Below are 14,012 nucleotides of genomic sequence, written 5' to 3' on the forward strand. Positions count from 1 at the left end.
AGCACTTTTTCTCGGTCAATGATTAGGATAAGTTATAACTTAAAAATTAATCAACAACTAAAGCTTATGCTTGTAGCTAAGTGAAATCATTGATTAAGAGACCTGTACTTTTCAATGACTTTTTCAGCAAGCCCTAATTATTGGCAATTAATGAAATCTTGAGGATGAACGATGGTAATATTGGGGACAGGGATAAAGTCATCAGAATTAAAGGTTAGTAAATGGGTAATGTTAGAAGCTTTCATGACAGCAAGAAGCCTAATATCATGAGTGCGTTTTCCTTTAATGTTGTAGGTGGTGACTAATTGAAACCAAAGGGGGAAAATATCTGGGGTTTCTGCTAATAAAGAAAATTGAGATAAAATTTGGTTAATTTCCTGTTGTGTTTTTTGTTTTGTCCAACCTAGTCCATTAACATCCTTAGGGCGTGTTGCTACAACCCAAAATTCAATTAAAATTTGAGAAGTAATCAAACATTCTCCCCCTTGTCTAATAATCATGTCAACAACATTCATGATTAGGGGATAACTTGATGAGTTAGGGTCACTAGCTCGTAAGAGAATGTTAGTATCCAGTAAATATTGGGTCATTAATCTTCGTACATTGTGTCACGGTGTAAAGCTTCATCAGGTAAAGGGGGATTATTAGAGGAATGGCTTTGTACCCAACTCATCCATTTAGCGGCTCGCTGTTCAGGGGTAAGAGTCGGATCTGGCAAAGGAAGTGAAGTTTTGGCGATGAGAGATTCGGTGAAAGATAAGACTTCTTGTTGTTTTTCTAAGGGAAGTTTTCTGAGGTTTTTAATGATAACTTGTTCGATATTCATCTGACTTAGACTAATAGGCAACCATATCCATCATATCCCATGCCGCAATTTCTCTATATTTAATAAATCTTTACATTCCTCTCCTTAACTAGGGATTCAGATTTTGGAGTTTTTGGGGACTTCAAGGGTTTTGATCTCTGGAATGATAGGAGCGAGTGCCGCTCAATCAGCGATCGCTTAGGGTGTAATAGCAAATCCGTTTTTAATAGTTTGATTAACTCCCAATCCAACTTTAACTTCCCACTATCCTATGCCTTTTAAACAGGATTTAGTATTAGGTTGATTTTGCCAGGGTCAGCCAATGGAGGTTAAAGATTGCTTGATAGATGGGATTATGGACCCGCAGCCGGCCTTGGTCTTTGATCACTAACCCCGATAAAAGTAACTCTTTTTCTGGAGGGCTATCCTCGGCAATCACCTCTTTTTCCCTTAAAATCCGTTCATAGAGTCTCAGGAGCAACTGGGAGCGATGACTGTTGAGAAGCCGATCGCGAATAGTCCGCAGATGTTCCGGTTCATCCTGAGCCTCCCAATTGTCAATGATCTTCTTCTGTACCAAGTCCTCAATCCAGGAGGCCTCACCATTGGGGGGAATCGGCGAGGCGGCGGTGCGAATTAACTGACAGAGTTTTTGGGTCAGAAAAGGTTGACCGTTTGTCCAAGCAAAGACTTCTTTTAAGACAGTTTGCGGGTTACTAACTTTCTCGGCCAATCCGCGCAGTAAAGGCTGTGCTTCGTGTTCCTTAAAACCCTCCAATTGAATCGAATGACCGATATTAAAAGGAGTGATTTGGTGGTCGGTAATTAAATCGGAGGGGGTGACAACACCGAAGAAAGCGAAGGTCAAACGCCGATAGAGCGGGTTAAAACCACGCTGGTTATAGCAGGAACGAATCAGGGCAAAAAAGTCATTAACCGCGAAATTTAAGCCCAAAACGCTATCAATTTCATCGATAAAAATCGCGATCGGTTTCGGGGGAGAACCTTCCACGATCCCCACTTCCAGCAATAACACTTCTTCGATAAATTCGCCCAAGCGCTGTACTGCCGAGACATCTTCCCGTTCTTGCCACCAAGCTTTGAGATTGACCCTTTTGAGCAGTCCAAAACGTCGCCCTAACTCGAAGGCTATCCCCTTGTACCATTGGTCGGGAGTGACATTTTCGCTGCCGATGCGGGTTAAATCAATGGGAGCGCAACAGACCCCCTCGTGTTGGAGGTGGTCGATCATGCGTACCATTAAACTAGACTTGCCCATTTGACGGGGATTGAGAACATAGCAAAAATCGCCGCGTTTGAGGGCTTTATAGAGATAACGGTCGGCGGCGCGGACCACGTAGGTGGGGGCATCCATGGGTAAACTGCCCCCCACTTGGTAGTCAAAGGTGCTAGATTGTTCGTTAGTTTTGAGGAGTTCGTTTTCAAACAGTAATTCTGCTTGGGTGGCCTTGAGAATTTCTAGGGTTTGGCTGAGTTCTAGGGTGCGCTCCTGCACTTTCTGTTCTAGGGTGCGGCTATACTCGGCTAATTCTTCGGTAAAGCGAATCCGTTCCGCTTCCGCCTGTTTTCGTTCGGTAATATCGGTAAAAGCGGCGATCGCATAGATAATTTCTCCTTTTTCGTCAAAAACGGGCGTGGCATACACTTCTAGGGGAATAATCTTCTCTCCTTGGTGAATTTCTAGATCATCCATCGTGTTTTTTTCCCCCCTTAAAGCTCGGACAATCGGATGGTATTCTGTGGGATACAATCGATCGGTTCCAGCTTGATATAACTGATAGGTTTCCCCCAACTGATTAGCCGTGGTGATATTAACTATCTCTTTTCCTAAAATCTCTTGGGCGGTTTGATTGGCATAATAGGGTTGACTGCCAGCATCGAGGACGAATACCCCCACTGGCATCGCTTCTAAAAATTGCGCTAGTTGTCTCTGTTTGGCTTTGATTTCGGCGTAGAGTTTGGCGTTAGTAATTGCGATCGCCGCTTGGCTGGAGAGCAGTTGCAGCACTTCCAATCTTTCTTGGGTAAAAGCCCCGACGGTGAGATTATTTTCTAGATAGACAATTCCCCGCAGTTGTCCTTGGTCGAGGAGGGGCGAACAGAGCAGGGATTTGGTTTGATGGGTTTTAATATAGGAATCATTGCTAAAATTGCCCTCATGGGCAGCATCGTCATTAAGAACGGTTTGACCGCTCCGGGCTACATAGTTAATAATTGAGACGGGAAGATGTTCTTCGATGGCATGAGATTTAAAGACTGTCACCCCATCTTCCTGCACCGAACCGGAGGCTTCGATCAATAGTTGTCCGCCGCTTTCTAGGATAAGATAGCCCAGCTGCGCCCCAGCATTTTCGATGAGAATTTTCATCAGGGTGGCGAGTAATTTATCTAAAACTATCTCGCTAGAAATGGCTTGGAAGGCCTTCATAATCGTGGCTAAATCTAACAGTTCTCCCGCATGACTAACTGAATTTTTTCTGGTGGTAGTTTTCCTAGTTTCGGTCAGGGAATTGGAACCATAATTATTGACCATTAACTGAGAATAACGGCTTTCTATATCTTTGACTTTAGCTGTTGCTCCCCAAAGAGAATAGAGATAAGCAGCTTCATTGATGTAGGTTTTGGCAATTTTTACTTTACCCCAATCGAGATAGAATTTCGCCGCTAGTTCGTTAGCCAGTGCTTCTTCATTAATGTATTCATTTTCCTTGGCTTTAGCAATGGCTAGATCATAATTTTCTATGGCTTCTAGATAGGATTGCTGTACCCGCTCCTTTTCCGCTTGCACTAAATAAAATTTATGGAGATAGTTAGGGGGGGCTTGATTCGCCCATTCCTGTTGCTTTTTCTGATTATTCGTCACTCGTTCTAATACTTGCTGTTTTTGGTCATTGTCCAGATGATTATAAATAGCTAAATGGGCGAGGGAATCATAGAAATTATGCAGAGGAATCAATAAAGTAGCGGTAGCTCCCCCTAGATAATTTTGGGCTTGGTTAGCATTTTCAATGGCTGGTTCGTACTGTCCAAATAGATAACAAAGGTATAATTTATTAACAAATAAAGCACAGAGACCGAAGAGATCATTAGCCTCTAGATGGTACGGTAACATAATAGTTTCTTGATAGTACTGTCCTTCTAAATGACCGGGATTTTCCGAGTGCCTCAGCAGATTTAAAACTGTTTGACCATAGATTTTTAGATAGTTGCGGGGGTTTTCTTGTTTGAGCTTAACAAAAGCCAGATCATAGTTAGCTATTTCTTGGGCTAATTCGGTTAATTCCTGTCCGATAAAGGCGGAATGAAAACAGTAAAGATAGGCGCAGGTTGTTCCGTAGTAGAGATCGCCCATTTCTAAACCGGTTTGATAGGAAGATTTTAACAAGGACAGGGAATTTTTAATCGGTTCTTTCCAGATACTAATAGTGGCGGAAAAGACGGCAATTATTTTCGGCATCAGGGCTTTGGCATGAAATTTATCAGCAATGTTTAAAGCTAATCGTCCAAATTGATAACCCGTTTCCCAATCTTCTAAAAGACCACAAAGAATTAAGCCATAATTGACATAAGTAAAAGCCGCTAGATAACTATTGCCGTATTCAATTGATAAGTTAACCTGTTTTGATACTAGGATGGGTAAGAGATGAGGGGCGGCAATATAAACAGGAGAAAATATGGCACTTGCTATCTTCATGATTGCTAATTTTTCTTCTTCATTTATCGGCGGTAAATTAATTAAATCTTTGATATTTTTACCCGCTAATTTTTGTCCGGTTTTAGTTAGTTCTTTTTGAATATCTGATGATTGTAAGGATTCAGGAATCTCGAAATCTAGGCTTTTGAGGACGGATAAACCAATTTCTACCGCTTTTAGTTCTTGATTTTGGGCGTGATAGGCTTCGATGATGACTTCATAAACTTTCACCTTATCTAGGGTTGTTTTTGCCTGTTTTAATACGAGATTAGCCCAGCGTTGCATCTGCTCAAAGTTCCCACTTAAATAGGCGATTTCTGTGGCTTCAGAATAAATATTTAAAGTCAGTTGATAGTTATTTTTCCATCTGGATTTTTTGAGAAGTTTTTGAGCGATTTTAATATATTTTAAGGCTCCAGTTTGGGCATTAGCGGCTTTTGCCTTTTGGGCTGCTAGTAAATTCAAGTTAGCCACTGACTCTCGTTCTTTTTCCTCGCTAATTAGTTGATAACCAAGATTGAGATGATCGACTATTTTAAAAATCTTTTCCGATAATTCATTGGCGGCAGTATGCTGCCAAAGTAGGCGACCAATTTTCAAATGAATTAAAGATTTTTTGCTGTCTTCGATGAGAGCGTAAGCTCCTTGTTGAATGCGATCATGAGCAAATTTATATTCTTGAATCAGTAATTGTTCATCCAATTCTGAGAGGGGAATAATTAAACCAGCTTCGCTACTAGAAGTTAAAATTGGTAAAAGTTCTGGAGGTGATTTTTCAGAGATTACTGCCAGACTATATAAATTAAACTCTGCCCCAAGACAAGCTGCTAAACTTAAAATTTCCTGGGTTTCGGGGGGCAATTTCTGCATTTTGCCCATCATAAATTGAATCAGATTATCGGTACTGCCAATCCTTTGAATTTGGCCGAGATGCCATTGCCAATAACCCCTATTATTGTCGGTTTTAGTGGCTGTTTCCTGCCCTGGTTGGAAAAATAGCAAATTTTCCCAGTAGATAGTTTTGAGAAATTCATTGACAAAAAAAGGATTACCGTGGGTTTTTTGCCAGACTAAAGCGGCCAAAGATTGCACATATTCTGGTGAATGATTTAAGGTGTCAGCAATTAACTGATTGACCTGTGCAGGACCCAGAGGTCTTAAAATAACTTGATTGATAATTATGCCCCCCTGCTCTAATTTATCGAGAGTAGCGGTTAGGGGATGGGTGGAATTAATTTCATTACTGCGATAGGAGCCAATTAAAAACAAATAGTCCATATCGCCATCGAGCATAATTAATTCTATTAACTGGAGACTAGCCAAGTCTGCCCATTGCAAATCATCGAGAAAGATGACTAAGGGGTGTTCCGGGGAACAAAAGACCCGAATAAAATTTTTAAAGACTAAATTAAAGCGATTTTGAGTAGCGATCGCTCCTAATTGTAACACCTCTGGTTGTGGACCGATAATTAATTCTAGTTGGGGAATCACATCAATAATAACCCGTGCATTCGCCCCCAAAGACTTGAGGAGTTTTTGTCGCCATAGTTGCAGTTGTGGCTGACTTTCCCCCAAAAGTTGCTTAACCAGATGAGTCAAAGCGCTAATCACGGCAGCATAGGGAATATCGCGCTGAAACTGGTCAAATTTACCAGAGATAAAAAAGCCGCGTTTTTCAGTAATTGGCTGATAAATTTCCCTAACCAAGGTGGTTTTACCCATGCCAGAATAACCCGTAACTAGCATCAGTTCGGTGTGAGAGGAGTTTTTATCCACCGTGGCTACCCGTTGAAAAGCAGTGAGGAGAGTGGCGATTTCTGCCTCCCTACCGTAGAGTTTTTGGGGAATTTGGAACTGATTGGCTAGATCTTGCCTAGCGATGACAAAATCCTCAATTTTACCCGTTGTTTCCAGTTGTCTTAAACATTCTTCTAAATCTGCCCGAATACCGTAGGCACTTTGGTATCGTTCCTCGGGGGTTTTAGCCATCAGTTTCCTGATGATTGCCTCCACCACCGGGGGAATTTCCTCCTTGACGAGACTATTAATCTCCAAGGGTTGTTTAGCTAGATGACAGTGAACTAATTCCAAAGCATCGTTAGCCCGAAAAGGTAATTGTCCGGTGAGAAGTTCATAGAAGCTAACGCCCAAGGAATAAAAATCCGTGCGGTAATCGAGACTGCGATTCATCCGTCCGGTTTGTTCGGGAGAAATATAGGCTAAAGTCCCCTCTAGAACGTTGGGATTTTTTAGCCCCGGATTTTCCCGCAGCAGGACGCTGGCAATGCCAAAATCGATGATTTTAATTTGTCCGGTTTCGGGGTTAAGAACTATATTGGCAGGATTAATATCTTTGTGAATAACCTTGGCGTTGTGAATTTTCTCTAAATTAGCCACTATTCGGGGTGCAAGGCTTAAAAAGTCCCTTAAGGCCAGGGGTTTGCCCTCTAGCCATTTTTTTAAGGATATACCCCCGAAATCTTCCAAAATAATCACGGGAGTTCTGCGGTAGGTTTCTAAACCATAGGCTTTAATCGCCCCCTCGAAGTTCAGGCCGCAGATGGTTTTATACTCCTGTTTGTAGTGGGTTAGTTCTTGTGCGGTTGGATATTCTTGCTTGAGGATTTTGAGGATAACGGGTTGATTATCGGCGGTGCGAATAGCCCGATAGACTTCCGAGTTAACACTTTCGTAGATTTGGGCAAGAATGTCGTATCCGTTGAGAACAATCATTTTTTTACTTGGCGATTGTAAATGGCTGCGGGTCTCCCCAAGAAAAATTCTACGGGAACTAAAACAAGACTCCGCAAGGCTGACAGGACTCGATTTACCTGTGAGACGGAAGGACGGGGAGAAGGCAGCACTTGCTCGAAATACTCGGAATGCAAGGTAAAACCAAAGTGAACATCTTCCGGCAAACTCAGTTTAGCAATCGGTCCGCCCTTGAGATTGTCAGGCTCAAATAACCAAGCTTCTAATACTCTGGTCGGGGTTAAAACCGTCGTAAATAGATAGCCCTGTTCTTGGGGAATAAACTGAATGCTATCTAAAATATAGCCATCGGGACAAACATAAAAATCCAGTAGTTCCCGACCTAAATGTGATACATGAGTATCACTGGCATTTTTTTCTTGGCTAATCTGTTCAGTTAACTGATTCCAATCCTTATCGAAGGGAACCTTGGCTAATACCGAGGGCAAGTCATGACAGGGAAGTTCGGCATCCCTGAGGATGCGATTACTCTGGTCGCGACAATCCATATACTGACGACGACAGATTAATTCGCGCACATAACCGGCATAAACCTGATAAATAGCGCTGTATCCCTGTTCCAATTCCCGCGGGTCGGCGGTGTAGAGAGTGGTAGAGAACCACCCCGGATGGATGAAAGCTTGTTCGCTCATCACCCTGGCATCTTCGATAACCACTTTGCGCAGCACTCCGGGGTCAAAGGAAAACATCCAGGGAATGCCGTGGTATTCGGGGGGATAACCCTGACCGGTAAAATGTTGGATATCGTCTTTTTCGATCGCTTCGGTTAAACTAATAGTGGCGTTTTGGATGGCCACAAGCTGAATTTGACCGTTGATACTATGGTAATTACAAAGGAAGTGATAACTGTCGCCATTGAAGGTAATTAATTGCGAGGGAACGGTGGTTTCTTCTTCCTTAAGGTCTTGACGTTTAACCAGATAAATTTGAGTTTTCGGATAGGTTTCTTCAGGCTTGATTCTGATACCTAATAGTTTGGCTACTCCCATCTGAAAAGGCATATCGGGAATCATGATATAATCTTCGGTGACGATGACCGAATGGGGACTACCATCGAGGATAGTTCCCTGTAGTTTCCAGGGTTTAAGTTGTTTTTGTTGATCCCAAAGCACAATATACACCGAGTTATCTAAGTCTTTTAACATACCTCCTGATACAATTTTTAGCTTTAATTCACAGGTGATAAATTCTTTGGTTTTTTTGTCGTAGAAGGGATGAGCGGTATTTTCTAGGACTGGGAAAAAAGACAAAGGCACGGAAACAAGATGTTGGTCAAAATAACCAATCGGAGTGATAGTATCAAGGGAAACGGGATCCACTTCCCAGTAACGTCCCGCATCGGCAGTGAGAATTAATCGGGTTTCTTCTAGTTGTTCATCTTCGGAAACTTTTTCTAGTTTAACCATAGCAGTATTCGCTATTTCCGAAGAACCCAGAATGCTGACCACGGCAGGAAAAGTGGCTTGACTAATATTAAATATCGGTAAAACTTTTCGCCAGAAACTATCCCAAGTTTTTAGTTTTTTACTGTAAACATTAACTTGATTATTTTTCCCTTGCAAGTCCCATTTAATAATTACACCCTCGCCAGAGAACAAATGACGGTCATTTTTTCTATGAAAAGGACAGACGATAAAAACGTATCCCGACAGATTTTCCGGCCAATGTCCCTCGGTAACTGTGGCGACTGCTTGATATAAATTGTTCTCATCCGGTTGACCTAGTTGCGAGCGACTAAAATTACTAACGTTGACAGTATTTTGGACAGTATCTTTGATTGACATATTCATAAGTAGGGTTTGCGGCAAAAAGTTTGTTGGTGGGGTTAGGAGCCGGTCGTCGGTCGTCAGGAGATAGGAGTCGGGAGCCAGTATTTAGGAGGCAGGAGACAGGAGATAGGTTTTAGGTGTTGGGGTTTTGGGGTTTTGGGGTTTTAGTTCAATTTCCCCACTTCCCCACTTCCCCATTCCCCCACTTCCCCATTCCCCCACTTCCCCACTTCCCCACACCCTGCCTTTCACTGATTACTGATTACTGTTTACTGATAACTGATAGAGGATTTCACCTCTAAAAAATAGCGTCGATACAATTCATAGCCTGGTACTACTTTATCTCCTGATTGTTTGAGTAGTCCCATACTGCTGAGTTTGTAAGCGAGAATTGGGTCTAATTGTACGGGTTCCACCGCGCTCATCACCCGATCGAGGGCTTTTGCTAGTTCAGGCTGTTGTTCTAATACCGCCCAATGGCGCCGCAGGTGATGGGCATAAATCCCCGTGACAGAGGTGGCACTGGTTAATATTTGCGTCATGGTTATTTCCTCCCGACTGAGATAGTAGAGGGCAGTTTGTACCAAAGCCGGGTGTCCTCCCACTAGCTCCATCAATTGTTTGACTTTTTCCTGATTTTCCCAGGTGAGTTGATAACGTTGGGCTAATTGTAATACCTCCTCAAGACTAAAATGACTTAACTGTGCGGGGAATCCCACGTTAAAGGGGGATTGATTGAGCTGCAGGGGAACATAAATTTCTGTGGAATGGACGACGATAAGACGGAGTTTTTGCCAAATAGGCAGGGTTTTGGCTTCTTCGTACCAAGAACGCAGCAGCGGTAAAAAATCCTTGGCCACTTGGGGATGTTCAAAAATCTGATTAAGTTCATCGACAGCGAGGACAATGGGGGCGGTAATCGATTCAAGCAGATAGTCTTGAATGTAAACCGTACAGCTAATCTTGCTGCCTAAATCCTCATCCCAATACTCATCTAATTGCGGTTTTAACTGTAGTTGACGGGCGGCATTGGCACACAACCAGCGCAAAAATTGGTTTAAATCACTCAAAATGGCCTGGTCCACCTGTTCTAAGTTCAAACTCACCGTGCGGTAGCCTTGCTGTTTGGCAAAATCGAGCATTCTCAAAAGTAGGGAAGTTTTGCCCATTTCTTTCGGGGCTTTTATCCGCACTAAAGCCCCCGGTTTCTTGATTTCCTGCCTTATCTGTTCTTCGAGGGGAAGACGTTCTAAATAAAATGGGGAACCAAGGGGAACTGCCCCATTGGGATAGGGGGGTAATGTGTCCAATTTTTCGCTCTTGGATGGAGAATTAACCAGAATTTTGTCTTGAGGGGGTGCTGTTAGCTGAAAATTCAGGGCGGCGATTTCTTGCCAGTCGAGGCATAATCGACGACAAATTTGGGCAAAAGTGGCTTTTTCTACCGGTTTACCGGTCAGGAAGTTACTGACAATAGCCAGACTAAATTCAGCTTCTTTAGCTAAGGAGCGTTGACTGCTAAAGCCCTGCTTTCTCACGGCTAATTTGACTTGATTGAGGCAATGTTGTTGTACTCTTAGATGGCTCGATAGGGAATCTCTCATAAGAATTGGGGTGTGGGGTGTAGGGTGTGGGGTGTGGGGTGTAGGGTGTGGGGAGATGGGGAGACCACTGCGTGCGCGTTGCGGGGGGAAGTGGGGAAATTGAACTAAAACCCCAAAACCCCAACCCCCAACACCTAAAACCTGTCTCCTATCTCCTATCTCCTGAATACTGACTCCTCAATACTGACTCCTCAATACTGACTTCTAACTCAATGGTAGATGTTGGATTTTGCAGGAGTTCTATTTTTTGATAAAGATAAGTAAAAATTATCTATTGACTCCAGAAACTTGAGAATATTTAAATTAACATTTCGCAATATTTACAAATTCTTAAGAATTAATTGAGAAAGATTTTTATTTAACGACGATGTTCCAATGGTTACAGCGATTTGATAGAATTTCATAGTGGCTTATTTTGTGCTTTTTTGGGCAGCAATGGTTGAAACCCTTGCCACACCTAGAAGGTGATCCTAATTAAGACGGGTAAATCAGTCAATTTCACCCACAACGATGATCTTTTTTTTGTGTAGTTTTATTGCAAAAAAAAAGTTTTTTTGACAAAAAGCACAAAGTATGATACGGAAAGAACGTATTTCTGGCTGCCAGTAGTTATTGCAGAGTGGGAGTTGGGAAGTATTTTCAGTTATCAGTGGACTGAAAACGCAAATCTGATAACTGATAACTGATAACTGATTTTAACCCGATAATTTAGTCAACAATGCCAAGAATTTTTTACTATTAGGAGTCAAGAGAGTTCGACGATAGGCATCGGCGGCCTTTTTAATCGCTTCCGCTTGGGTGGGATAGGGATGAATAACAAGAGAGAGTTTACGCAGTCCGATTTTAGCAACCATAGCGGTGGTAATTTGAGAAATCATCTCACCGGCGTGGGTGGCGACGATAGTGGCTCCTAAAATTTGGTCGGAACCTTGTTTGTGAATAATTTTTAAAAAACCTGCTGTTTCCCCATCAGCGATAGCTCGATCGACTATACTCAAAGGAATTTTAATAGTATTAGTGGCCAATCCCCGGGCTTGTGCTTGGGTTTCATCCATGCCCACATGGGCGATTTCTGGGTCGGTATAAATGACCCAAGGCATAACTAAATTACTGAGCTTATAGCGTCCGAAACCGAAGGGAGAAAAGAGGGTATTTTTAATCACAATACGGGCGGCTGCATCGGCGGCATGGGTAAATTTCCAATCCATACAGATATCACCGGCCGCATAAATTTTCGGGTTAGTAGTTTGCAGATAATCATTAACTTTGACTCCCCGACGAGTATCGTATTCCACGGCTACCGCTTCTAAATTTAATCCTGACACATTAGGCTCCCGGCCAGCACCGACTAAAATCTCGTCAACGGTGATAGTTGCTCCTTGACCGTTGCTTGTATATTCAATGGTTTTACCCCGCTCATTTGTTGTCACCCGTTCAATTTGGCAGGAGAGAATCAATTGCATTCCTTCCCGCAGCAAAGTATTCTCAATAATTTCGGCCGCTTCTCGGTCTTCTTTATTCAAAAGATGGGAATGATTATGAAATAAAATCACCTGCGCGCCTAACCGTTGAAAAGCTTGGGCTAATTCACAACCAATCGGCCCGCCACCGATAACAGCTAATCGGGGAGGCAATTCTGTTAGGGAAAAAATTGTTTCATTGGTATAAAATCCCGCCTCTTTTAGTCCGGGGATATCGGGATGAAAGGCCCCAGCACCAGTGGCAATGACAGCTTTTTTATAATCGAGGGTTTTTCCCGTCACTTCCACAGCATTTTGTCCTAAAAAACGAGCGCTACCCAAGAAGACATCGATACCTAGTTTTTGGAAACGTTGCACCGAATCATTATGGCTAATATCGGCGCGAATTTGCCGCATTCTGGTCATGACTCTGGCAAAATCTACCCTAGTATCCCCAATATTAATTCCTAATTTTTTGGCTTTCTCAATTTCCCCGATAATTCTAGAGGAACGAATCAGACATTTGGAAGGAACACAACCGAAATTGAGGCAATCTCCCCCCATGAGGTGTTTTTCCACTAAAGCCACTTTTAAACCTATATCTAAACCCGCCGCTCCCGCCGCTACGACTAAACCCGCAGTACCCGCACCAATGACGACTAAATCATAACAATCTTGGGGTTGTGGATTGACCCAATCGGCAGGATGAACATAATTAACTAATTTTTGATTATGTTCGTCCATGGGGAGAACATTAACTTCCCTAGAGCTATTTTCAAACATAATAAAGTAGTTATCTTAATGGTGAGATACGAAGTTTTCGTTTTGGGGAGTCAGGAGATAGGAGTCAGGAGTCGGGAGATAGGTTTTAGGTTTTGGGGTTTTGGGGTTTTAGTTCAATTTCCCCACTTCCCCATTCCCCCACTTCCCCATTCCCCCACACCCCTGATCGATAACTGATGACTATTCATTGATAACTGATGCCAGGGCCTGACGGGCAATTTTTGTGACGTAGAGGGTGACGGCAACGGTAGCGATAAAACCGATCAGGCGAATAGTCCATTGTAAAACTGGGTTAGTGGCTGGTGCCGAGGTCCCGATAGTGGCAAGATTGCCCGCTAAAGAGCCAATATAAACATACATTATCGTCCCCGGAATCATGCCCGCGGAACCTAGTAGATAATCTTTCAGGGAAACCCCGGTGACACCATAGGCATAATTGAGCAGATTAAAGGGAAATATGGGAGATAAACGGGTTAAAAGCACTATTTTTAAGCCTTCTCTCCCCACAGCTTCATCGATAGCTTGAAATTTACTATTACCTTGAATTTTTTCCGCCACCCAACCCCTCGCCAGATAACGTCCCACCAGAAAAGCGGCAGTAGCGCCGATAGTTGCCCCGATAAAGACGTAAAAAGAGCCTAAAAACACCCCAAAAACCACACCAGCCCCTAAAGTCAGGATTGAACCTGGAAAAAAGGCCACAGTAGCTAGAATATAGATAATTATAAACGCGATCGCTCCTACGGCTCCCAAACTATCCACCCAAGTTAAGGCATCGAAAAGAATAGTTTGAGGATTAAAACCTGTGGAGGGACTGGATTCGAGGGCAAAAGCGGGGGGAGTAATCAGGAGAAAAGTGCCGCTAAAGGCGATTAGCAGCGGCAAATAACGGCAAATAACCAGCTTTTTCCAGTTGCTGGACTGGGAAATAATCATCACAAGTCCCTAAAAAGAGAATAAAAGAGGCTCTTCGTTACCCTTTATGCTAAATCAACAGACAAGATGCCAAGACAACATACTTCTAACCCAAAAATTCCGAAAGTTTCTAAAGCCATAGGCTCTCCGTTTTATTAGTTTAAGTTTATTGTTGATTCCCTCGACCAC

Annotated in this window: 10 protein-coding genes; 1 reads left to right on the forward strand and 9 read right to left on the reverse strand. The window is 42.9% G+C overall.

Features of this window, described 5'->3' with window-relative positions; translation table 11 throughout:
• Positions 1 to 137: 137 nt before the first annotated feature.
• From O9300_RS07195 to O9300_RS07225, 7 genes are all read right to left on the reverse strand, one after another.
• Positions 138 to 590 (reverse strand): type II toxin-antitoxin system VapC family toxin, encoded by a 453-nt coding sequence (locus O9300_RS07195; RefSeq protein WP_287970934.1) that lies wholly within the window; start codon positions 588 to 590, stop codon positions 138 to 140.
• The gene (locus O9300_RS07200) at positions 590 to 826 is read right to left on the reverse strand and encodes a hypothetical protein (RefSeq protein ID WP_287970936.1); all 237 of its coding nucleotides are present in this window, start codon (positions 824 to 826) and stop codon (positions 590 to 592) included. Before O9300_RS07200 ends, O9300_RS07195 begins: the two co-directional genes overlap by 1 nt.
• Before the next feature lie 274 nt (positions 827 to 1,100).
• Positions 1,101 to 7,253: an AAA family ATPase gene (locus tag O9300_RS07205; RefSeq protein ID WP_287970937.1), complete on the reverse strand. Its 6,153-nt coding sequence runs from the start codon at positions 7,251 to 7,253 to the stop codon at positions 1,101 to 1,103.
• Positions 7,250 to 9,082 (reverse strand): carotenoid oxygenase family protein, encoded by a 1,833-nt coding sequence (locus tag O9300_RS07210; protein WP_287970938.1) that lies wholly within the window; start codon positions 9,080 to 9,082, stop codon positions 7,250 to 7,252. Before O9300_RS07210 ends, O9300_RS07205 begins: the two co-directional genes overlap by 4 nt.
• A 248-nt stretch (positions 9,083 to 9,330) precedes the next feature.
• The gene (locus O9300_RS07215) at positions 9,331 to 10,665 is read right to left on the reverse strand and encodes an AAA-like domain-containing protein (RefSeq protein ID WP_287970940.1); all 1,335 of its coding nucleotides are present in this window, start codon (positions 10,663 to 10,665) and stop codon (positions 9,331 to 9,333) included.
• Positions 10,580 to 10,789, reverse strand: a complete 210-nt coding sequence (locus tag O9300_RS07220; protein ID WP_287970943.1) for a hypothetical protein — start codon at positions 10,787 to 10,789, stop codon at positions 10,580 to 10,582. The genes O9300_RS07215 and O9300_RS07220 overlap by 86 nt, the downstream gene beginning before the upstream one ends.
• A gap of 571 nt (positions 10,790 to 11,360) precedes the next feature.
• A complete protein-coding gene (locus tag O9300_RS07225; protein ID WP_287970945.1) occupies positions 11,361 to 12,908 on the reverse strand; it encodes a mercuric reductase in 1,548 nt (515 codons plus the stop codon).
• A gap of 18 nt (positions 12,909 to 12,926) precedes the next feature.
• On the opposite strand from O9300_RS07225, the gene O9300_RS07230 reads away from it, so the two are divergent.
• A complete protein-coding gene (locus O9300_RS07230) occupies positions 12,927 to 13,085 on the forward strand; it encodes a hypothetical protein (protein ID WP_287970946.1) in 159 nt (52 codons plus the stop codon).
• A 3-nt stretch (positions 13,086 to 13,088) separates the two neighbouring features.
• On the opposite strand, the gene O9300_RS07235 is transcribed toward O9300_RS07230, so the two are convergent.
• Together O9300_RS07235 and O9300_RS07240 are read right to left on the reverse strand one after the other, a co-directional pair.
• Positions 13,089 to 13,844 (reverse strand): TVP38/TMEM64 family protein, encoded by a 756-nt coding sequence (locus tag O9300_RS07235; RefSeq protein ID WP_287970948.1) that lies wholly within the window; start codon positions 13,842 to 13,844, stop codon positions 13,089 to 13,091.
• Positions 13,845 to 13,898: 54 nt separating this feature from the next.
• Positions 13,899 to 14,012: transposase (locus O9300_RS07240; RefSeq protein ID WP_271947859.1), on the reverse strand; the 114-nt coding region annotated here is incomplete at its 5' end.

The sequence above is a fragment of the Microcystis sp. LE19-195.1E genome (genome assembly GCF_027532095.1).
Classification (GTDB): domain Bacteria; phylum Cyanobacteriota; class Cyanobacteriia; order Cyanobacteriales; family Microcystaceae; genus Microcystis; species Microcystis aeruginosa.